20 protein-coding genes and 1 pseudogene are annotated in these 22230 nt (G+C 58.4%); 8 read left to right on the top strand and 13 right to left on the bottom strand.

All coding sequences use genetic code 11. From position 1 onward, the window contains the following. Positions 1-28: 28 nt before the first annotated feature. The gene (locus QD409_RS13810) at positions 29-2107 is read right to left on the bottom strand and encodes a putative bifunctional diguanylate cyclase/phosphodiesterase (RefSeq protein WP_430762915.1); all 2079 of its coding nucleotides are present in this window, start codon (positions 2105-2107) and stop codon (positions 29-31) included. A 480-nt stretch (positions 2108-2587) separates the two neighbouring features. Between QD409_RS13810 and QD409_RS13805 the strand changes: the two genes are divergently transcribed. Further along, the gene (locus QD409_RS13805; protein WP_092851882.1) at positions 2588-3880 is read left to right on the top strand and encodes a TadE/TadG family type IV pilus assembly protein; all 1293 of its coding nucleotides are present in this window, start codon (positions 2588-2590) and stop codon (positions 3878-3880) included. Here the strand turns inward: QD409_RS13805 and QD409_RS13800 are convergent. After that, positions 3870-4784 (bottom strand): LysR family transcriptional regulator, encoded by a 915-nt coding sequence (locus QD409_RS13800; protein ID WP_092851884.1) that lies wholly within the window; start codon positions 4782-4784, stop codon positions 3870-3872. The genes QD409_RS13805 and QD409_RS13800 overlap by 11 nt on opposite strands. Positions 4785-4922: 138 nt before the next feature. Between QD409_RS13800 and QD409_RS13795 the strand changes: the two genes are divergently transcribed. Beyond that, positions 4923-6029, top strand: coding sequence for an aldo/keto reductase (locus QD409_RS13795; RefSeq protein WP_092851887.1), 1107 nt, complete (start codon positions 4923-4925; stop codon positions 6027-6029). 126 nt (positions 6030-6155) lie between these two features. Here QD409_RS13795 and nrcR read toward each other — a convergent pair whose 3' ends face one another. Continuing rightward, entirely contained in the window at positions 6156-6509 is a 354-nt protein-coding gene (gene nrcR / locus QD409_RS13790) for a transcriptional regulator NrcR (protein ID WP_092851888.1), read from the bottom strand. A gap of 328 nt (positions 6510-6837) precedes the next feature. On the opposite strand from nrcR, the gene QD409_RS13785 reads away from it, so the two are divergent. After that, positions 6838-7053 (top strand): hypothetical protein, encoded by a 216-nt coding sequence (locus QD409_RS13785; protein WP_092851890.1) that lies wholly within the window; start codon positions 6838-6840, stop codon positions 7051-7053. Between the two features lie 49 nt (positions 7054-7102). Here QD409_RS13785 and QD409_RS13780 read toward each other — a convergent pair. From QD409_RS13780 to QD409_RS13735, 10 genes and pseudogenes are all read right to left on the bottom strand, one after another. Continuing rightward, a pseudogene (locus tag QD409_RS13780) lies at positions 7103-7706 on the bottom strand (ATP-binding cassette domain-containing protein); the annotation flags it as partial. 100 nt (positions 7707-7806) lie between these two features. Next, complete coding sequence (locus QD409_RS13775) at positions 7807-8160, bottom strand: hypothetical protein (RefSeq protein WP_245298054.1); 354 nt, start codon at positions 8158-8160, stop codon at positions 7807-7809. 237 nt (positions 8161-8397) lie between these two features. Then, complete coding sequence (dhaL, locus tag QD409_RS13770; protein WP_092851892.1) at positions 8398-9060, bottom strand: dihydroxyacetone kinase subunit DhaL; 663 nt, start codon at positions 9058-9060, stop codon at positions 8398-8400. 55 nt (positions 9061-9115) lie between these two features. Further along, positions 9116-11212: a bifunctional sugar-binding transcriptional regulator/dihydroxyacetone kinase subunit DhaK gene (locus QD409_RS13765; protein ID WP_092851894.1), complete on the bottom strand. Its 2097-nt coding sequence runs from the start codon at positions 11210-11212 to the stop codon at positions 9116-9118. Between the two features lie 129 nt (positions 11213-11341). Next, positions 11342-11983 (bottom strand): dihydroxyacetone kinase subunit DhaL, encoded by a 642-nt coding sequence (gene dhaL, locus QD409_RS13760; protein WP_092851896.1) that lies wholly within the window; start codon positions 11981-11983, stop codon positions 11342-11344. A 13-nt stretch (positions 11984-11996) separates the two neighbouring features. After that, the gene (locus QD409_RS13755) at positions 11997-12989 is read right to left on the bottom strand and encodes a dihydroxyacetone kinase subunit DhaK (protein ID WP_092851898.1); all 993 of its coding nucleotides are present in this window, start codon (positions 12987-12989) and stop codon (positions 11997-11999) included. 33 nt (positions 12990-13022) lie between these two features. Next, the gene (locus tag QD409_RS13750; protein ID WP_092851900.1) at positions 13023-13796 is read right to left on the bottom strand and encodes an SDR family oxidoreductase; all 774 of its coding nucleotides are present in this window, start codon (positions 13794-13796) and stop codon (positions 13023-13025) included. A gap of 61 nt (positions 13797-13857) precedes the next feature. Then, positions 13858-14847: a substrate-binding domain-containing protein gene (locus QD409_RS13745; protein WP_092851902.1), complete on the bottom strand. Its 990-nt coding sequence runs from the start codon at positions 14845-14847 to the stop codon at positions 13858-13860. 84 nt (positions 14848-14931) lie between these two features. Further along, positions 14932-15936, bottom strand: a complete 1005-nt coding sequence (locus QD409_RS13740) for an ABC transporter permease (RefSeq protein WP_430762914.1) — start codon at positions 15934-15936, stop codon at positions 14932-14934. Positions 15937-15991: 55 nt separating this feature from the next. Then, a complete protein-coding gene (locus tag QD409_RS13735; RefSeq protein WP_092852005.1) occupies positions 15992-17470 on the bottom strand; it encodes a sugar ABC transporter ATP-binding protein in 1479 nt (492 codons plus the stop codon). Positions 17471-18100: 630 nt separating this feature from the next. Here QD409_RS13735 and QD409_RS13730 point away from each other — a divergent pair. The 5 genes from QD409_RS13730 to QD409_RS13710 all read left to right on the top strand — a co-directional run. Next, complete coding sequence (locus QD409_RS13730) at positions 18101-18817, top strand: FadR/GntR family transcriptional regulator (protein ID WP_430762913.1); 717 nt, start codon at positions 18101-18103, stop codon at positions 18815-18817. 64 nt (positions 18818-18881) lie between these two features. Beyond that, positions 18882-19856 (top strand): mannonate dehydratase, encoded by a 975-nt coding sequence (locus tag QD409_RS13725; RefSeq protein ID WP_092851906.1) that lies wholly within the window; start codon positions 18882-18884, stop codon positions 19854-19856. Between the two features lie 38 nt (positions 19857-19894). Next, the gene (gene kdgD, locus QD409_RS13720) at positions 19895-20797 is read left to right on the top strand and encodes a 5-dehydro-4-deoxyglucarate dehydratase (protein WP_092851908.1); all 903 of its coding nucleotides are present in this window, start codon (positions 19895-19897) and stop codon (positions 20795-20797) included. A gap of 66 nt (positions 20798-20863) precedes the next feature. Beyond that, positions 20864-21985: a lactonase family protein gene (locus tag QD409_RS13715; RefSeq protein WP_430762912.1), complete on the top strand. Its 1122-nt coding sequence runs from the start codon at positions 20864-20866 to the stop codon at positions 21983-21985. A 71-nt stretch (positions 21986-22056) separates the two neighbouring features. Beyond that, positions 22057-22230, top strand: a 174-nt coding sequence (locus QD409_RS13710) for a transposase (protein WP_430762949.1), incomplete at its 3' end; no start/stop codon positions are given.

Raw genomic sequence — 22230 nt, 5'->3', positions numbered from 1 at the left:
GGCTTATCTTATCGTTGGAAAGACAGTTTCACCGACGCCGCATGCGCTGCGGCGGGACGCGACCCGAGAAGGAGGAGGCAAGTTCTTCGTCTGCCGTCTGTTCCATTTGAAAGATCTGCCCGATGGGTTTGGGTCTTCCAAGGAAGAAGCCCTGTGCCTCATCGCAGCCTTCGATGCGAAGAATTTCCAGCTGATGATTGGTTTCCACGCCCTCGGCCAGAACCGGGATGTCGAGGCTCTTGCCGAGGGTGAGCACAGCGCGAACGATCGCTTTTGCCTGAATGCTGTTGTCGACCTCGTTCATGAAGGAACGGTCGAGCTTGATCTTGTCGAATGGGAACGAGCGCAGCGTATCGAGTGATGAATAGCCTGTTCCGAAATCATCAATGGCTATGGTGACGCCAAGCGCCCGGATCTGTCGCAGCACATGAAGCGTGCGGGTCTTGTCGGCGATGATCGTCGACTCGGTGATCTCCAGTTCGAGCCTCGACGGCGACAGGCCCGTTTCCAAAAGGATCGAATGGACAAGCTTCGCAAGGTCTGCGTGCGCGAACTGCACGGGTGAGAGATTGACGGCGATCTTGTAGGGCTTGCTCCAGGAGGCGGCCTCCAGGCAAGCGTTTCGCATGACCCACTCGCCGATGACGAGGATCGTGCCGCTTTCCTCAGCGATGGGGATGAATTCCGAAGGCGGCACTGCGCCGCGTTCGGGGTGATTCCAGCGGACCAAAACTTCGTAGCCGCACACCTCTCCCGTCCGAACGGAAGTCTGTACCTGATAGTGCAAGTCCAGCTGATCCAGCTCAACCGCGCGCCGCAGATCCTGTGCAAGCGTGTGGCGCGCGCGTGCCGCCTCGTCCATTTTGGATTCGTAGAAGCAGACGGCGCGACCGACATCGGCCTTGGCGCGATACATCGCCAGATCGGCATTGCTGATCAGGCGTTCCTGGTCGTCGCCGTCATCGGGATAGATGGCCACGCCGATGCTTGCGCCGGTTACGGTCTCGAAGTCATCGATGCGGATGGGTTCGAACAGAAATTTTTCCAGTCGCGCCACGAAATCCAGAAGTTCGCTCTGATTCTGGAATCGCTTTGCGGCTGCAAATTCATCGCCGCCGACGCGCGCGACGAACTCGCCGTCCTTGATAAGGCGGATGAGTCGGCGTCCGATTGCCTTCAGCGCCTGATCGCCCGCCTTATGGCCGCGCAGGTCGTTGATTTCCTTGAAGCGATCGAGATCTATGCCGATCACTGCGAGCCTTGCGCCATCTTCCTTCGCATGCTCCAGCGCGCCATCGAGATAGTCGTTGAAGCTGCTACGGTTGGGTAGGCCGGTCAAAAGGTCGTTCAGCGCCATGTGCTGGAGCTTCTGAATGGATTCCTGTGAGGCGCGTTCGTCGATCATATAGCTGGCAACGCCCGTGCCGATGACGAGCAACCAGCCGCCGGCGACCGCTACGGCCATGGCTTTCAGCGCATAGGAATCGACAAGACCGGCGCCGGTGGCCAGCGGCGTGACGGAGACGGCTGTCATCGCGGTAAAATGCAGCAAAACCACAGCCAGAACGAAAAGTACGAGCGCAGCCAGCGACCAGTGACGCCATGGCCGACGGATTGCTTGATTGAGGGCAGCTGCGGCCAGCGTTACCGAAAGGACGACGGAAGTGAAGACATAGCTCTTGTCCCATTCGACGATACCATCGACGTGGTAGGCCATCATGCCGGTGTAATGCATAGTCGTGATGGCGAGCCCGACGATCACGCCGCCTAATTCCGGAGCGAACCGCGGCAGGCGCGACAATGCGATTGCAATCCCCCCGGCGCATCCGGCCACGGCGAGCAGAAACGAAGCCATTGTGAGGATCGGATCGAAGGTGACGGGTGCGCCGACCTCATAGGCCAGCATAGCGATGAAATGCGTGCACCATATCGACGCGCCTGCAGCTACTCCGGTCAGAAAGATCCAGCCGCCGCGTTGAAGTCCGTGCGTCTTTTCCGCCCGCCGCAACAGGTTGAGCGTTATCCAGCTGCCGCTGACACAGACAAATGCCGCAAGAAATACGAGCCACAGATTATGCGCTGTGACGATGCATGAAAGGACGCGCACTTAGAGAATCCCAAATCTGGTCACTGCAGGGACGTCCATTTGATTTGCGACCCTCACAACTGAAATTGCTGGTTACGCTTTCGCGGGCAAACACTAAAGATCGAGTAAATACAATCTGCGCAAATTGTCGGGAAAACTGCTGTTCCATATGGGTTTCTCGATCGTCGCGCCTGCGTGTTATTTACGGAAACGTCAATGCGCTGAATAAATTAGATCTTGTCTGCCGACCAAATCTGGGTCGCTAAATGATTTCGACCGCGCAAAAGTATATTTTTTGCCTTTAGGTAAATTTTACATAAATTCGGATGCACTAAAATTGAAATACATCATTATCGGAATGTCAATCTTTATTTGCGATACTATTATTAAGTATATTTGAAAGTACTGCTGCTTTCTACTTATGCGCTATTTGTCTATCTAACCTCCACCAGAGAGAGCTTGTTCGTGAAGATATTGAAAAGCTGCGTAAAACCTTTTCGCATGCTATGTAAGCAATCTCGAAAATTGATTGCCGACAGGTCAGGCAATTTCGCGACCATAACTGCTCTCCTCGCCGTTCCGCTGATCGTTGCGGCTGGTCTCGCGATCGACGTCACCGATGCGATGCTTATCAGGAACGATCTCTACAATGCGGCCGACGCAGCTGCTGTCGGCGCCATCGCGTCGTCTTCTCCCGCCGTTGCGGCAGCGATGGCCATGACCAGTGACGGCACCGTCACCGTTGGCCAGGATGACGCGAACAAGCTTTTCTTCGGCCAGACGTCGAGCGATTTGCAAAATGTGCCTGTGAGCGTGAATATTGCGGTGACGAGAGCCGCAAACGTCGTGTCCTCCAGCGTCAGTTTCTCCGCAAGCGTGCCGACAACGCTGATGCAGTTGATGGGGCAAACCTCGATCCCGATTGGTGGCGTTGCATCCGCGCAATATCAGATGGCAAGCTTCATCGATTTCTACATGTTGCTGGACAATACGCCGTCCATGGGCGTTGGGGCGACTTTGAACGATATTACAACCTTGCAGAGCCACACCAGCGACACTTGCGCTTTCGCCTGCCACAATCTCGATACGACGAACAATTATTACAATCTCGCGAAAAGCCTCCACCTAAACATGCGCATCGACGTGGTGCGGCAAGCAACGCAGTCGCTGACAGACACGGCGACGACGAACCGCCTCACTCCCGATCAGTATCGCATGGCAGTCTATACCTTTGGAAGCAAAGCCGAGGCTGCGGGCTTGACCAACGTCTCCGCACTCTCTTCGGATATGACGCAGGTGAAGAGTTCCGCCGGCGCCGTCGACTTGATGACCACTCCCAGCCAGAACTACAATAGCGATCAGGACACGAGCTTTGATACCATGCTCACCCAGATGAAGCCGATCATCGGCACTGGTGGGAGCGGAGCCTCCAGCGCCGACCGGGCGAAGGTATTGTTTTTTGTGACCGATGGCGTGGGCGACAGCCACAAGCCGACAACCTGCACCAAGCCGACCACCGGCGGCCGCTGCCAGGAGCCGCTCGATACGTCCTTCTGTCAGCCGCTGAAGAACCAGAACGTCAAGATCGCCATTCTCTACACGACCTATCTGCCGCTGCCGCAGAACGCCTGGTACAATACCTGGATTGCACCATTCCAATCGCAGATCGGCACGAACCTGCAGAATTGCGCTTCGCCTGGCCTCTACTTCGAAGTCAGCCCGACGCAGGGCATCACGGACGCGATGAATGCACTGTTTCTGAAGGTCATTCGCACGCCGCGGCTCACTGGCTGACGGCGTGCTCGCGCCCGACCTGTCGGACCGTGTCGATGAAGGCCCTGAGTTTCGGCGCGAGCTCGGCGCGACGTGGAAAGTAAAGAAACAGACCGGCTTCCGTTACGGCGTGGTGAGGCAGGAGCTCAATCAATCTGCCGGCGGCAATGTCCGATTGGACCAGAGGCTCGAACACATAAGCTATGCCGACGCCTGCCAAAGCCAGCTCGATTGCCGAGTGAGATTCGGTGACGATGGCCTGGCCTTGCACCGTGACGGCCACATCCCGTCCGTCTTCAACGAATTCCCATTGATAAAGGCCGCCGGAACGAATGAGCCGGTAGCCGATGCAATTGTGGTTTGAGAGGTCGCCGAGCGTCATCGGACGGCCGAAGCGACTGACATAATTGGGCGAGGCGACAACGATCGACCGGAACGGCGGCGTGAGGCGTACGGCGACCATATCTTGCGCGATCATCTCTCCGATGCGGATGCCGGCATCGAAGCCTTCCGAGACGATATCGGTCAGCCGCTCGTCGGAAAAGATCTCCACCTCGACTTCGGGATAGCGTTCGCTCATGGCCGCAATCACGCGCGTGACTGCAAGCGGCAGGCAGACACGGGCGGCGTTGATGCGCAGCAGCCCGCTCGGCCTTCCGTTGATCGCACGGATGCGCTCGATCCGCTCGTGAATGTCCTGCAAAGCAGGGGCCACCGTGCCGATCAGGTCCTTGCCGGCCTCCGTTAATGCGACGCTGCGTGTCGTGCGTGCAAAGAGTGGCTGACCGAGCCGCTCTTCCACCAGTCGGACGGCATGGCTGACGGCTGAAGCGCTCATTCCCAGCTCGTTGGCGGCAGCTGCGAAGCCACGGCGGCGCGCCACGGCGACGATGATGGGCAGGTGTGTAAGCAAATCGCGATCCATTACTGAGCCATATCGCATAATGCATGCGAATTAGATGATCTTATAAAAAGAACGAAAGTCGGCGAACTTGTCTCCATCAAAACGCCCGGCGCCATGAACGATCCAACGAGGCCGAGCGCTTCAAAGAGGAGCACACCTATGAGCATGGAATTCTATACTCTCGGCAATAGCGGTCTGAAGGTAACCCGGCTTGCTCTCGGCACCATGACATTCGGCACCGAATGGGGTTGGGGAGCAGATAAGGAAGCGGCGCGCGCCATCTTCAACGCCTATGTCGATGCCGGCGGCAATTTCTTCGATACTGCCGACGCCTATACAGGTGGCACGTCGGAAAGCTGGCTCGGCGAGTTCATCGCCGAACGCGGACTGCGCGACGATGCGGTGATTGCGACCAAGTTCACCATGAACCTTACCGCACAGTCGCCAAACGCCGCCGGCAACGGTCGCAAGAACATCTTGCGAGCCGTCGAAGGCTCATTGAAGCGGCTCAACACTGACCATATCGATCTCTATCTGATGCATTGCTGGGATCGGCTCACCCCACCTGAAGAGGTGATGCGCACACTTGACGACCTCGTTCGCTCAGGCAAGGTGCTCCATGTCGGCCTGTCCAATGTGCCGGCCTGGTATGCCAGTCGCGCTCAGGCGGTTGCCGACTACCGCGGTTATGAGCCGATATCGGCCTTGCAGCTCGAATACTCGCTGGCTGAGCGCAATATTGAAAACGAATTCGTTCCGTTTGGCACACGTTATGGCGCGGGCATCATGGCCTGGAGCCCGTTGGCGAGCGGCCTTCTGAGCGGCAAGTATCGCGCCAGCGGCAGCCAGCAGACGGAGGGTCGGCTTGAGACGGTGCGAGGCACGGCAAATCCCGGCTTTCAGAAATTCACCGAGCGCAACTGGGCAATCGTCGCGGAACTGGAGAAAGTGTCGGCCGAGCTTGGGCGCAGCATGGCGCAGGTGGCGGTTAATTGGGCCATGACACAACCGGGCATTGCCTCGATCATCATCGGGGCAACGATGCTTAGTCAGTTGAAGGACAATCTTGGAGCTTTGGATTTCGAGATTCCGCCGCAACTGCGCCAGCGGCTAAACGATGTCAGCGCCTTACAGCCAACCTTCCCCTATTCCTTCTTTGGATCGGAGATTCAGGGCTCTATGACCGGCGGGCAGACGGTGGGCGGGAAGCCGGCCGGCTACTATCCGGATCTCAATATTTCGGGAAAATTTGCAGGAGTGAGCTGAAGCGGTAAGCCAGGATCAGCTAGACGCGGGCGTTCTTCTCTACCAATTCACCAGCGCGATGCCAAATGGGGAAGGGAACCTTATGGGATGATTGCCAAGCGATGGCAGCAAGACAACTGCTCGACGTCAAGACTTATCGTGCAGGGCACTGTCCGTAACTTTCGACTCCGATTTATCCATGTCGGGGTCAAAAACCTCTGAAAGTGTCTTCAAGATCCGCAGCACGCCCGGATGGTCGCAAGTATAATATCTGAACTGTGCTTGCCGGCGTACCTTGACGATCCCAGAATGATAAAGTCGTGTCAAATGTTGGCTCAATGCAGATTGGGATATTCCAAGCTTTTTTGCCAGACTATTGACGTCTTCTTCGTGGTCGGACAGGTAAATACAGACCTCCAAGCGTTTCGGATTGGAAAGCTGGCTTAGAAGATCCGCGTGATAGATGAGGCGGTCATCTTCTGTAGTTTCATCTGAGTACATGCCGCATCCGATCGTCTATGGGTGTTTAAGCTTTGAAGTTCAGGCACCAAACGATAATCAATGCAAAAATTGCAAAATTATGTTCTGAGCCATTGCAAATATATTGCACCCTCGCCGAGCGACTGAACCTCCCACGGGGCTGATCACCACGGCGCAACCCTCGTCAATCGACAATTAGGGTCGTATTGCATTTTGTGAATATGTCGGCGAGCGGTTTTGCAATTATCCTGTAACAAAATCGAACGAACTGCCTTGTTTTTGTCCGGCTTTTGACATCGCACTGCAAATTAAGTGGTCTATCTTATGCTGGTACGAACAGGAGATAGCGATGACGCACAGGGACCTGACGATCACTGAAGTTCTCAAAGACCCGCTGATCCGCCAGATCATGCGCGCGGATCACATCTCTGTTACTGGGATGGCAAGCTTGTTGAAGGACGCGGCGCGCAGGCAGCGGCGTGCGCGAGAGTTTGCCTTGTCCGCTGATTTCGCACAGATCGCCAGTGCGGCCGCACGGACTGTTAATCAGGCCGATTTGCGCTGATATCGCTGCTGTCGGCTATGGGTTCGGCGTTTCGCAGGTCAGGTTGACTTCAATTTCCGTTTTGGGGCCGCGCTGCTTTATATGCGGTGGCATTGCCTTTCGGAAGAGATGGCCGATTATCCAAACGGCGCAAAAGCGAGCTCCCTTTTCTCCCGCGATGGACAAGATCAAGTTCACTGACGAGCTTTGCGCCACCCTCGCGGCGCTCCAAGGTAATCTTGCGGCTGTGAAGGCTGCCAACTCGGCTCGGTGTGCGACACTGATAGTGGTGACCTTCGGCAATTCATGTATCACCATGTCCATCATGTTGTCCCGGCTCTTCTCATCGAGCACGATGATGTCGGGATTGTGCAAAAGGAGACGTGCGAGGGCGAGGCGCTGCTTTTTGCCACCCGACAATGTTTGGTCCCAGGGCGCATCTTCCTCGATCTTGTCGTTCAGATATTCGAGGCCGACCTTCTCCCTGACGGCCTTGATCTCATCTAGCGTCCAGTCATCGGCTGCATGGGGGACGCGACGACGCGGCGAAGCGTGACCGACGGTATATATAGGGCCGCTGCGGCGGCATAAACAATCGGCGATTGGGATGGAAATTGACGCTGCCGTGACCAGGGCCAGAGACCGAAAATTGCTCGTACCAGCGCGCTCATGCCCATGCGTTGAGAAAACGACGCAGCGTTCTGCCGCGCCATTTCCTGCTGCAACGCGGAGCGCTTGCTCCGGACCCCATTAGGAAATTGTTATTCGAGCCGCTTATTCACCAACGGCGTTGGCGATACGGCAAAGATTTTTGCTCATGTTCGGGGCCACTTGCCCCTGTTGCACGATGAAAACCACATCGACTCGGCTGCCCTTGTCATTTTTGCGGACCACGACGCGCAGGGTTTGTGGCCGTCCGGATCCGCTCGTTTCCTGCTGAGCCGTCAACGTGCCGAGCTTCTTCTCCACATTCACATCGACAAAGCCCTCGGCCAGAACCGCGCCGGAAACCTTGTCAAAGGCCGCGTTCGGATTGACTGACGGAAAAACCATCCAGGTCTTGTAGGTGACACCCGTGACCAACGGAACACCGCTGCTCTCATAGTGGCTCGCGCAGGTGTCCGCCAAAGCCGGAGACGCCGAGAGAACCGCAAGCGCAAATGCAAAACCTATCCTTGTATGCATCATTGTGCAGCCTTTTTGATTGATCAGAATGGGGCGACAAACCAATAGTGAGCAATTGATACTATCATGCCGCGAATATGTCTATCTGCGACAGCGCGCATAAATGGAAGATTTCAGACGGGAGCCTTTCGCGGCCTGGTGGACTGACTATGGCAAATGAAAACGGTGCCGTCGGGGCGGCTATGGATGAGCTGCGGTTCCGCCTTCCACAAACGTATCCTTCATCGCACGCAGGATGATTACCGCTGATGCCGCGCCAGGATCGATGTGTCCGAGCGACCTTTGCCCAAGACGGGCCGCCCGGCCGCGAGCGGCAACCATGGAGCTCGTCGAATTCGCACCGGTTTCGGCAGCGTCCAGAATGGCGTTCCACATGCCGGCGACTTCAAGCGAGCGTGCCCTGGCATCGATGGCAGCTTCGGCTGCGGGGATCCAGGCGTCCAGCATGGTCTTGTCGCCTCGCTGGCCCTTGCCGCGCTGCTGAATGCCCGCGCGCATCTCGTCCACAATCATCGCCTGGGAGGCCGGGGAAAGTGACTCATCCGTCTTCAGTGCCTGTGCGGCTCGGCGGAAGGCTGTCGCGTAGAGCGGGCCCGTCGATGCGCCGACGGCATCCAGAAAGGCGGAGGCTGCAACAGCAAATATCTCGGAGGGTAGCGCCTGAGCAGGGTCCAGCTTCGTCAATTCGGCGTTCACCGCCATGAAGCCGAGGGACATGGTGATCCCGTGATCCGCGTCTCCGATCGCACCATCAAGCTCGGAGAGACGGTCTTTCTCTGCATTGATTGCGATGGATATGCGCTGAAACATGTTGCCCAGGCATCGCGCGGCTTTTTCCGACATCGTCTTCCTCCCGGTCCCAGCAGTTATGTAGGCCGCCGGGCTCATTCTTATATGATCATCCGACCCTCAGAGCGAAGGTGTCGCACGGATGGTGCAACAGCTCCGTCAGCTCCTGATCGAGATGCAATATGGATATGGATGCGCCGACCATGTCGAGCGACGTACAGTAGTGCCCCACCCAGTTCGCGTCGATCTTGATGTCCTTGGCGCTTAGCCTCTGCTCGACGCGTCGGAACAGAATATAGAGTTCCATCATCGGCGTCGCGCCAAAGGAGTTGATCAGAACGGCGACACGGTCACCGGCGGCGGGCTTCATCTCGGCAAAGATCCGGTCCAAGACGCGATCCGTGATCTCGTCTGCACTCATCATTTTCTCGCGGGTAACGCCGCGCTCGCCATGGATGCCCATGCCGAACTCGATATCGTCCGGGCCGATCTCGAAATTATGCCGTCGTGTCTGCGGCATTGAGCAAGGCTCCAGCGCGACACCCATGGTGAAGGTTCGATCGTTGGCCTTGCGCGTCGCGGTTTCGCAGGCATCGAGCGACAAGCCCTTGTCGCAGGCAGCTCCGGCAATCTTGAAGATGAAGAAATTGCCGGCAACGCCGCGCCGTCCTTCTTTATCCTCGATGGGCGACGATGCGATGTCGTCGGTCGTCAGCACCGTGCGGACGTCGATCTGCTGTTCCTGCGCCATTTCGGCAGCCATTTCGAAGTTCATGACGTCGCCGGCATAATTGCCGTAGACGAAGAGCACGCCTTGACCGCCTGAGGCTGCCTTGGCGCATTCGAGGATGGGCGTCGGGGGAGGCGAGGAGAAGATGTTGCCGATGGCAACGGCATCGGCCAGACCCTTGCCGACATAGCCGAGAAAGCCGGGTTCATGGCCCGTACCGCCGCCGATGACGAGGCCGACTTTCCCAGGCCGGGGACCATTCCGCGCAACCAGCGCCCGGTTCGATCCCTTGATTGGTGCGATGTGAGACGCATGCGCCTTGACGACGCCGTCCAGCATCTCGTCGACGACGTCGTCGGGATTGTTGAGGAATTTCTTGATGTGCGTGCGATAGTTGCTCGGCAACGCCACGCTGTTGTCTGCCCGTGGACGCTGGGTCGCCTTCTGATCGAGGGCCGTGACGCCATCGGCGTTCAGAATGCCTCGACCCGTGGCGGCGTCCGTGATCAGTACGTTGATATAGCCGCCGCGCAGCGCGGCAAGGATCGCAGGCACCTTGTCGAAACCACCGGCGACAGCGATGCGCAGGCCGATCGATTTCAGCATGTCGAGGGATATGCCGATGGTCCGCTCATCGAGAGGTCCGGCGACGGGCTGGCCCTTCGTATCGATGAAGCGCCCGGCAACGACACCCACTGCATTCTTGACCAGATAGTCCTGCAGCGAGACGGATTCAAAAAAGCCGCTGCTGTGGATGGTCGAGTTTGGCCGCAGCGACGACACGCCGAAGACCGCCTTGTTGGCTTTGGAGAGCACCGCAAATTCATCTTCGATCAACGGTTCCTGCAACAGGATATCACGGACTTCCGTCGTCGAAACGATGGCTGGAGCAGTAATGTTGACGAGCTTCCCACCGGTGGCATTTGCGAAGGCCGCCGCGCAAAGCTCCGGCGTATAGGCAAAACGCGCCCGTGTGCCACCCGTAGCCTGAACGACAGTGACATCCTGCAGGTTCGGAACATTCGCCTGTTCACCGATTGCAAGGACCGTGCGACCCCAAGCGACGGCGAGCGTATCGCCTGACTTCAGCAGCTTGGCAATCGCCTGCGCACCAGCCGTTCCCAGGCGGTCGATCAATGGGCGTGCCCCATCGTCGCTGGGGACGACAAGACAGTCGTGCAGCCCGAAATGGCGTTTCAGTTCAAGCGCGATCGAAAGGGAGCTCAGGCGTGACGGTTCGAGCGAGATATTGACGATGCCGCGGCTGCGCGCGTCAGCGAGGTAGCTGTTCACGGTCGCCCGGGAGATACCCATGATGTCAGCGATATCGCCCTGGGTCCTGCCGTCTTCGTAATAGAGCCAGCAAGCCCAGACGTAGGGGTCGTCGCCATAGCGCAGCGGCATGCTGTCGGTCGCGTCCGGCACGCCCGTTTTGCTTGCACCAGTTTTGCTGACCGAAGATGCCTTACCTGTCATGACGATTCACTGTTCCCTTTTCCCGCCCGAAGATGGAAGCAATAGCGCATGTTTGCAAATGCTTCTTCTTGAGGGGCGGCGCGCGACCCCACGGTGGATCGAGGGATCGCGCAGCCTTGGGAGAGCCCGTTATTGCAGTTGAGCGCGAGCGCCCAGGGAAAGCTCTTTCAGGATGACCGCGCAGGAGGTCGCACCGGCATCCAGCACGCCGAGCGAGCGCTCGCCCAGCCGGCTGGCGCGGCCAATCTTGGCGACCAGATTGAGCGTGGAGTCACGGCCAGCCTCGGCAGCAGCCACCAACGCATCGAGCGCGTCGGCAAACGACTTGCCGGCAGCATTTGCCGCGTCGAAGGCCTCGATCGCCGGAACCAGCGTGTCAAGCAACGTCTTGTCGCCGACCTTTGCTGAGCCGATCGACTGAATGCCTTCGAGCCCGGCATGAAGTGCTCGGCTATAGGCTGCGCTGTCGATCGCCTCGATACCTTCGAGCTTTTCGGCAAACTCGGTGAACATGATACCATAGAGCGGGCCCATGGAGCCGCCGATCTCGGTCATCAGTACGGTGCCCAACGTTTCAAGCGAAGCCGCAAGCGACTGGTTCTTGCCCTTCAGGCGCTCCGCGGCCATGCCGAAGCCCTTGGCCATATTCACACCATGGTCGCCATCGCCGATCTTGCCGTCGATCTCGCTGAGATAGGCGCGGTTCTCGACAATGCGATCAGCCATTGCCAAGACGATGTTGCCAGCCGTTGTGTTGTTGAATGTCTGCATGCGTGCGCCCCCCTCAGAGCAGTGTCGTGCACTTGACCTCGACGTCCAGAAGCTCTTTCAGCTCCTCGTCGAGCGCCATCACGGTCAGCGTCGCGCCGACCATTTCGAGCGACGTGAAGTAGTTGCCGACATAGGTCTTGTAGATTTTCAGGCCCCGTTCGGAGATCTTCGCCTCGATCGTATCGTTCAGGATGTAGAGTTCGTTGACCGGGGTCGCGCCGAGGCCCGATACGAGGACGGCCACTTCCGTTCCGGCTGCCAGATTGTGATCGTCGAGCACGATCTGGCACATGGCTTCACCGATCTCGGCTGCTGTCTTCAACGGCTCCACGCGAACGCCGGGCTCGCCGTGATGACCGATGCCGACTTCCATGGTGCCCGGCTCGATCTGGAAATTGGGATGACCGACGGCGGGCAGGGTGCAGGGACCGAGTCCAATACCGACCGAGCGGCAACTGTCGATCGCTTTCTGCGCGGCAATGCGGACTTCCTCAAGGCTTGCTCCCTTTGAAGCCTTGGCGCCGCCGATCTTCCACATGAAGATTTCGCCGGCCACGCCTCGGCGCTTCTCGCGCTCCTCCGCCGGTGCGGAGCAGACATCGTCGTTGGCAACAACGGTGACGACTTCGATGCCGTCCTTTGCGGCAAGCTTCGTCGCCATCTTCACGTTCATGTTGTCGCCGGCATAATTGCCGTACAAGCAGATGACGCCGCGACCGCCATTGGCCTCCCGAATAGCGTCATGGAAGCTTTTGGCCGTCGGAGAAGAAAAGAGCTCGCCGACTGCGACCGCATCCAGCATGTTCCTGCCGGCATAGCCGATGAATGCCGGCTCATGACCCGAACCGCCGCCGGTGACCACGCCGACCTTTCCAGCATGGGGCGCATCCTTGGCGACGACGACGCGCGGATTTTCTGCTAGACGGACGATGTCCGAATGTGCCTTGATGAAGCCTTTTACAGTATCTTCAACGACTTCATCGGGATTGTTGACGAACCGCTGCATGGTCACTCCTGTCGAATTGTCGAGCATTTGCGCTCAGAGAATGGTGTAGCCGCCGTCGATCAGCAGATCGGCGCCGTTGATCATGTCCGCGCCCGACGACGAGAGGAAAACAGCCGCAGCTGCAATCTCCTGCGGGAAAGCGAAGCGGCCGGTGGGGATGCGCTTCTTAGCTGCCTCGCCCTTTTCGCCGGCCCAGGCCTTCTTGCCGAGCTCGGTCAGGACGATGGTTGGCGAGATGGTGTTGACGCAGATGCCGTGCTTGCCCCATTCGGCGGCGAAGGTCTTGGACATGCCGATAACGCCGAACTTGGAGGCGCAATAGGCGACATGCTCTTCGATGGCGACAGTGCCCGCCTGGGAGGCGAGGTTGACGATCTTGCCGCCTTTGCCAGCGGCGATCATGGCGCGACCAACAGCCTGGGTGACCAGGAACGTGCCCTTGAGATTGATGTTGATCGTCTTATCCCAATGATCCAACGACAAATCCTCGGCGGGCGCGAGAAAGACGACACCGGCGCTGTTGACGGCGATATCGATGCCGCCGAAATGCGAGACAACGTCGCTCACTGCCTTGTTGACCGAAGCGGGATCAGAGACATCACAGGCAAACGGTGCGGCTCCGCTGCCGATTTCGGATGCCTTGGCCTTTGCCATATCGACATTGATATCGAGAACGGCGACCTTTGCACCCTTGGATGCGAACGCTGCCGCAACGGCAGCGCCGATGCCGGAGCCGCCGCCCGTGACGAGGGCGATCTTGCCGGAGAGCGGGAAGTTCAAATCGATGTCTGGAGATGTCTCGGTCATCTTATTCAAGCCTCTGTCTTTAGGGGAAGCGGGGCGAGATCCTCGCCCCGCCGCATTCATTTTACTTGCGGGTTTCGAGCAGCTTGTCGACGTTCTCTGCCGTTACCGGGGTCCACGGAACATTGTAATTCTTGTTCTTGCCTTCGTTGAACGGCATGTCCGGATACTGCTGCCAAATCTTGGATTCCGGCTTGTAGTTGCTTTTCTTGGCTGCGAATATCGCAAGATCGAGTGCGCCCTGCGCCTGTGCGCTTGCGTCCTGCAGGATGGAGGTCATCGTGCCTTGCTTGACGGCGTGGAGTGCATCAGTGATGCCGTCGATGCCGGCAATGGAGAAATCCTTGACGTTGAGCTTGGCTGCCTTGATCGCTTCGATCGCGCCCAGCGCCATCTCGTCATTCTGGCCGATAACGCCGTTGATCTGACCCGGATGCGCCGTCAGCCAGTTTTCCATCAGCGTCTGCGCTTCTGCGCGCGACCAATTGGCCGTCTGGTCTTCCAGCACCTTCACATTCGGGCACTCGGCAAGCGCCTTCTTGTTGCCCTCGAGGCGCGAGATCTGCGCCGATTGGCCGATCGGGCCTTCGAGGATGACGACATTGCCCTTGCAGCCGAGCTTGTCGAGCACGGTCTTGGCTTCCATGTAGCCGGAAACCGTATCGTCGGAGCCGACATAGGACGACAGCAGATCGGAGTTTACGCGGGTGTTGGAGCCGACGACCGGGATACCGGCGTCATGCGCGGCCTGAACGGCGGTCGCTGCGGCTTCGATATCGATCGGGACGAAGATGATCGCATCGAACTTCTGCGTGATCATCGTATTGACCTGTTCCTGCTGGACGAGCGCATCGTAGCGACCGTCGAAGATGGTCAGATCAACGCCGCCGCTCTTGACGGCAGGGTGTTCTTTGAGCGCTGCCGACCAGATCTGCATGAACTCGGCATTCAGGCCATAGGGGGCCGCGCCGATCTTCAGCTTCTTCTCCTGAGCAAGAGATGGCGAAGCCAGAAGTGCAGTTGCTGCAGCAAGAGCAATAAGCAATTTCTTCATTACAATTCTCCTCCGTTGAAAGTCCGGCGGCCGTCGTGACGCGCCGTTTGGTTTCCTGGTGCGAACACAGGGATTTCTTTGGGCTCAGTTGCCCAGATTTCTCTTTTGGTCGAGCATGACGGCGCCAACGATGAGCGCCCCTTTGAGGACCTGCTGGTAGTAGGATTGGATCCCCATCAGATCGAGGCCGTTATTCATGACGCCGATGATCAATGCGCCGATAAGCGTGCCGGTGATGCGACCGACGCCGCCGGAGAGGCTGGTGCCGCCAATGACGACAGCCGCGATCGCATCGAGTTCGTAAGCGATGCCGGCCTGAGGCAGAGCTGAGCCGGTGCGGGCAGCAAGGATCATGCCTGCCAGCCCGGAAAGGCCGCCGGAAATGACATAGACCAGGAAGCGCAGCTTGCTGACATTGATGCCCGAGGTGATGGCAGCATGCGGATTGCCGCCGACGGCATAGATATACCGGCCGAAGCGCGTGCGGTTGAGGACCCACCAGGCGATGATGAAGACGATGGTGAGCAGGATGACGGGCATCGGGATGGACAGAATGCTGCCGGTACCGATCCAACGGAAATCGGGGGTGAGGGCCGGAACCGGCTTGCCGCCACCATAGATCAGTGTCAGGCCGCGTGCTGCCGAGAGCATGCCGAGCGTCGCGACGAAGGCTGGAACGGCGAAGCGCGAAACGATGAGGCCGACCAAGGCGCCACAAGCGACACCGACCAGCAGCCCGACCGCGAGCGCGACATAGGGCGGATAGGGGGCGCCAACGATACCGGCCGTCGCGGAGGTGGTCGCGAAGCTCGCGCTGACGATACCGGTGAGCGCGACCACGGAGCCGACGGAGAGATCGATGCCGCGCGTCAGGATGATGAATGTCATGCCGATCGCCAACACGCCGTTGATCGAGGTCTGCAGCAAGACGTTGGAGATGTTACCGGCCGTCAGGAAGTATTGGTTCGAGACCGAGAGAACGGCGGCGAGCAGCAGGAAAGCGAGAAAGATCCCGTATTCCTGAATGATCAGTCTGCGCCGGTCCGAGCCGAACCAGGAGTTGGACTGATTGTTGTCAGTGGCGGTCATTGCAAATACCTCTTGTTGCCGGGCGCTGTTTTCTGGGCTTCGAGCTCTGTCGCATTCAGGTCGACAGATGCACGAGCGCTTGCGCGTCGGCCTCCTCCCTCTTGAGAATTCCGGCAGAACGCCCCTGGCGCATCACCAGGATGCGGTCGGACATGCCGAGAACCTCGTCTATTTCGGACGAGATCATGATGACGGTGCCGCCTTCGGCGGCGAAGTCGCAGATGATGCGATAGATCTCGCGCTTGGCACCGACATCGACGCCGCGCGTCGGCTCGTCCAGCAACAGCACTTTCGGCTTGCGCAGGAACCACTTGCCGAGCACAACTTTCTGCTGATTGCCGCCGGAGAGGCCGGAGACGGGCATGCTGTCGCGTGCTGCCTTGATACCGAAGTGCTTGATCATCTCCTGGCTGGCGCTGGCTTCCGCCCGGCGATCCATCGAGAAACGCGGGCTCATTTCAGGAAGACTTGCCAGGCAGATATTGTTGCGCACGCTGTCGATGAGGTTAAGGCCGGTCAGCTTGCGGTCTTCCGTCACAAAGGCGATGCCGTGCTGCATGGCTTCGGCAGGCTTGCTCACGGAGATGGGCTCTCCGGCCAGCTTGATCTGGCCATTATCGACGGTATCGACGCCGAAAATGCAGTTGAAGATCTCGGTTCGGCCAGACCCCATCAGGCCATAGATACCGAAGATCTCGCCCTTATGGGCGGTAAACGAGATATCGTTGACCTTGCCTGCCGCCGTCAGGCCTGCAACTTCCAGCCCGGGCGTTGCCGTCGGCACATTGGTCTTGATGTATTCCTCACCAAGCTCGCGGCCGACGATCATGCGGATGAGCCCGGGCCGATCGATATCGGCGAGAGCGCCGCTGCCGACATAGGAACCATCGCGGAAGGCTGTGTAGGAATCGGCGATCTGGAAGATTTCAGATAGCCGGTGCGAGACATAGACGACGCCTTTGCCCTCGGCTTTCAGTCGCTCGATGGTCGAGAACAGCTGCTGCGCTTCCTTCTCACCAATCGCCGAAGTTGGCTCGTCCATGAAGATCACTTCGGCATCGTGGCTGAGCGCCTTTGCGATCTCGACCAGTTGAATCTGGGCGACCGAGAGATTCATCATGAATTGGGAGGCACGGATGTTGAACTGCAGTCGGTCGAGCAGGGCCTGCGCATTTCGGTTCATCGTTTTGAAATCGATGCCACCGAACCGCGCCGATGGTTCGCGCCCGAGATAGATGTTCTCCGCAACGGTCATATGCGGGATGGGGCTGAGTTCCTGCTCAATGATGGCAATACCGGCGGCGAGGGCTTCGGCAGGGCTTGCATAATCCACATCCTTGCCGCGGCGGCGAATGGAGCCGGCATCGCGCTTGTGGATGCCCATCAAGATCTTGAGGAAGGTCGACTTGCCGGCACCATTGCCCCCGCACAAGGCGTGGACGGAGCCGGGGCGCAGCTGAAAGCGCCCGTCGCGCAATGCAGCGACGCCGCCAAAGGACTTCTTCAGCCCCTCTACTTCAAGCAGGAATTCCACGTTCCCCTCCGCACGCTGAATGCCGGTCCAAAAGATCGACTGGAGCCAATCTCTGTCTTCGAGCACTGATGTTTACAATATTCGAGTTACGTTCGACAAATGTCAATATGGCAATTCAGATTTAACGAAACGGCGGTTCTGGCCTTTTTTGAGAAGGTGGCGGTTTCGGAGAAATAGGTTTCGAAATTTGTCTTAATTATTTGATATTTCATCACAAATAATAGTTACGCATGCTTCTCTATCGGGTGGTCTGGAAGGCTGGGCTGATGACGCTGATTGCTGCGGACGGAGGGATTGGCTCTTCCGGGCGTCTCGCATCGTGATGTGGAGAGCGTGACACCGAGGCGGACGCTTGCTTATTTCCAAGCCGCCTTGCAGTCTCTCTTTGCAACGTCGGGAGCAGGAGGGTCGGGAATGCTACCGCTCAAAATTTCGGTCCCGTTGTGCGGGCTGGATCCGGAAAGTTGATCTCGCCGTATTACGGCAGCGTGGTCGCGACTATGCTTGCCAATGAGAACGTGAGCCGCTGATTGCCGCTGGCACGCATTCCATGTCATATTATGAATTGACGAGTGACTGGATAACGAAATGTTATCCGGAGAGGCTCGCGGCGGCCGGATGGAGCAGGAAATGACGATAATCGGCCGAGGCCGACAAAGGTTGGCGCAACAGGTCATCGACCAGCTGCGTCAGCAGATCGAAACGGGTAAACTTCAAGCGGGTGATCAGCTTCCCACGGAGCCGCAGTTGGAGGCGACATTCGGCGTTAGTCGCACGGTCGTGCGCGAGGCGATCGCCGATCTGCGCGCCGCAGGCCTCGTAAAGCCGGTCCAGGGCAAGGGTGTATTCGTTTCCGAGATGACGGCACGACCAGGGTTGGTGTTGACGCCGGTCGAGATCAAGGGCATTCCCGAGACGCTGGAATTGCTAGAGTTTCGCATGGCCGCCGAGGGCGAGGCGGCTGCGATTGCGGCCTATCGCAGAACCGCCGAACAGGAAGCCGCCATTGCTGCCGCCAACCGGAAAATGGCGGCTCTGATAGAGCAGGGGCTTTCGACGGTCGAAGCAGATTATGAGTTTCATCTGGCCGTTGCGATCGCCACCAACAACCGCTTCTACGTCGACGTACTCCGGCATTTCGGTGCGCGCACCATCCCGCGCGGGCAATTTCCGACATTGCCGGAAGCCAATGATCGCGCCTATCTGGAGAAGGTTCACGCCGAACATACGGAAATCCTCGCTGCAATCGCCGAGCAGGATCCCGATCGTGCGCGTCAGGCGATGCGGGCCCATATGACGGCGAGCCAGCGGCGCTACCGGCAACTGGCGGAGCAGCAGCCTCAATAAGGCTCGACTCCCAGTGAGAGTCATATTATGTCATATGATATAAGTTCCGTGGGAGATGCAGCGGGTGTATGTGGGAACACAGGTCGAGGCGCGAGACGATGATGACTACCGGGTCTTTGCGCAATTAGGGGTAAAGCATATCTGCGCGGACCCACCGGGAAGACCGGATCGCTGGACGCTGTCCGATCTCGAGCGTCACCGTGACAAGATCGAAAGCTTTGGGTTGGTTCTGGACATGATCCAGCTGCCGCTGCCCTCGCAGCCGATCGAGAAAGCCTCCTATCCCGACATCCTGCTTGCAGGGCCTGATCGCGACCGACAGATCGATGCGGTCTGTCAGTTGATCGAGGAAGCCGCCGCCGCCGGCATCCCTTCCGTGAAATACAATCTCAATCTCATCGGTATTCCGCGTACGCCGGACGAGCCCGGACGAGGAGGCTCGATGAATGCGAGCTTCCGTTGGGACAAGACCGACCGTGAAGCCGCACCCGGCCTCGCGGGCGTTTTGTCGGAAGACGAAAACTGGGAGCGCATCGACTATTTCCTCGCGCGCGTTGTTCCCGTGGCTGAAAGCAATCGCATTCGTCTGGCGTGTCACCCGCACGATCCCTATACGCCACCTGGATATCGCGGCGTGACGCGTGTGCTGGGCTCCGTGGAGGGCCTGAAGAAATTCGTGCTCATGCGCGAAAGTCCCTATCATGGGCTGAACTTCTGCCAAGGCTCGATCGGCGAGATGCTCGACAATCCGCGCGAGGAGATTGACGACATCATTCGCTGGTTCGGCATGCGCGGCAAGATTTTCAACGTCCACTTCCGCAATATCCGAGGTGGCAAGCTATCATTCATGGAGACCTTCCCGGAGGAGGGCGACATGGACATGGCGCGATCCGCCCGGATCTACAAGGAGGTCGGTTACCGATACATGCTGATGCCCGATCACGTCCCGACGATCAGCGGCCGCGATCCGACCGGCGTCGCCTTCGCTTTCTGCTACGGCTACATCGCCGCCCTTCTGCAGACGCTTGAACAGGCCTGAGATTTGATGGTCCTACTGACCGAAAAGAGGATTTCTCCATGAACCCGAATGAACTGAAGAAGGCCGTTGGCAGTGGGCTGCTGTCCTTTCCCGTCACGCACTTCAATCAGGATCTGACATTCGACGAGGCGAAGTATCGCACTCATGTCGAATGGCTGGCAGGTTACGACGCGGCGGCACTCTTCGCCGCCGGCGGAACGGGTGAGTTCTTCTCTCTCAATCCTGCAGAAATTCCGCAAGTTGTCCGCGCCGCCAAGGCCGCGGCCGGCAGCACGCCTATCGTTTCTGGAACCGGCTACGGCACTTCGCTTGCCGTGGAAATTGCCAAGTCGGCGGAAAAGGCCGGCGCGGACGGTCTGCTGTTGCTGCCGCCCTATCTGATGTTTGCGGAGCAGGCCGGTTTGATCGCTCATGTGAAGGCGGTCTGTAATGCCGTCGGTATCGGTGTCATCGTCTATAACCGCGACAATGCCGTGCTCAGTGCCGAGAGCCTGACGCGCCTGGCAGACGAGTGCTCCAATCTCATCGGATACAAGGATGGCGTCGGCGATGTCGACAAGGTCATCGAAATAACCACGACGCTCAAGGATCGCCTGGTCTATGTCGGCGGCATGCCCACCCATGAAGTCTATGCGCAGGCCTACTTCGCTGCGGGCGTGACAACCTACTCGTCGGCCGTCTTCAATTTCGTGCCAGCGCTGGCGCAACGTTTCTACAAGGCCCTGCGTGCCGGAGACCAGGCAACGGTGGACACGATCCTGAAAGGGTTTTTCTTCCCGCTCGTCAATTTGCGCAATCGCAGGAAAGGATATGCAGTCTCGATCATCAAGGCGGGACTGCGCGTTCTCGGCAAGGAGCCGGGTCCAGTAAGGCCGCCTCTGACCGATCTGACGGCGGAGGAAATGGTCGTGCTGGAGAAGATCGTCGCCGCGGCCGGATGAGATTTGCTAGAAGGTCCGTATTATCGATAAGCCATGCCGGCCGTCGACGCCCGGGTGAGGTGAATTATGAAACAAGATTCCTTCAATACACCTGCCCGGATCTTCGTCTACGTCTCTGCTGCCACCGCAGGGACGATAGACATATACGCGATGGATGACGCGACAGGCGCGCTCACGCCGGTTTCAGCCTTCGACGCGGGCGCGATGGTTATGCCGACGGTCGTTGCGCCAGATAAAAAGCATCTTTATGCGGCCATTCGGGCGCAGCCGTATCGGCTGCTGACTTTGGCGATAAATCCTCTAACCGGCGAATTGGTACAGGAAGCCGTTGCTCCTCTGCCCGATAGCATGGCTTACATTTCCACGGATCCGTCGGGCAGCTTGCTCCTCGCCGCATCCTATGGCGGCAACAAGGTTGCAGTGCTGCGGATCGGCGGAGATGGGCTCGTCACTGACGGAGAGGCGCAGATTATCCCCACCGGGCGCAACGCGCATTCGGTCGTTAGCGACCGGAGCGGCAGGTATGTCTTTGCGACCAATCTCGGTTCGGATGCCGTACTGCAGTTCATTCTCAACCCCGAGACCGGTCGGCTGGAGGCAAACGACCCACCGCATGTGACGACGGGGTCGGGTTTCGGCCCGCGTCATATCGTTGTTTCGCCGGACAACAGATATGTCTATGTCCTCACGGAATTGACCGGCCATGTCATTCACTACGCACAGGATCAGGCCAAGGGAACGTTGGTTGAGGTCGAGAGCGTACATTCCGTTCCCGATAAGGCTGGGCTGTTTCCAGGCGTTGCACCGCCGGCTCCTGCGCCAATTGGGACGACAACGTCGACTGTCAGCCAGGCGGATGACAGCAAACCAAAGGTTTGGGCTGCCGATATCGCCATCACGCCGAACGGCAAGTTCCTCTATACCACCGAGCGAACCACGAGCACGATCGCGCTCTTCCATGTGGACGGGCAGGATGGAACGCTGACCTATGTCACCAACAATCCGACGGAGCGGCAGCCGCGCGGCATTCGCATCGACCCGTCGGGCCGGTTCCTGGTAGCGTCTGGCGAAAAGTCCGATCGGCTGTCGGTCTATTCCATTGGCGAAGCCGATGGCGAACTCTCTGCCGTCGGCAGGTATCCGGTCAATGCCGGCGCGAACTGGATCGAAATCGTGACGTTCGCCTAGGACGTAAACTCATAAATTCGCTTTGCGTTTTACGGCTCGCGTGATTCAAGGCTTCCGAATGAGGAGCTATGATGACACGCCGTCGCTACGAACTTACGGACCATGAATGGTCGATCATTTTGCCACGTCTGCCGAACAAGCCTCGGGGCGTTCCTCGTGTCGAAGACCGACGGGTCCTGAACGGCATCCTTTGGCGTTTCCGAACAGGCTCGCCGTGGGCGGAAGTGCCGGAACGTTATGGTCCG

This window comes from Rhizobium sp. BR 315 (assembly GCF_050577975.1).
In the GTDB taxonomy this organism is placed as follows: Bacteria; Pseudomonadota; Alphaproteobacteria; order Rhizobiales; family Rhizobiaceae; genus Rhizobium; species Rhizobium miluonense.
The sequence above is the reverse complement of the archived record's forward strand: the minus strand, read 5'-3'. Positions and strand labels throughout refer to the sequence as shown.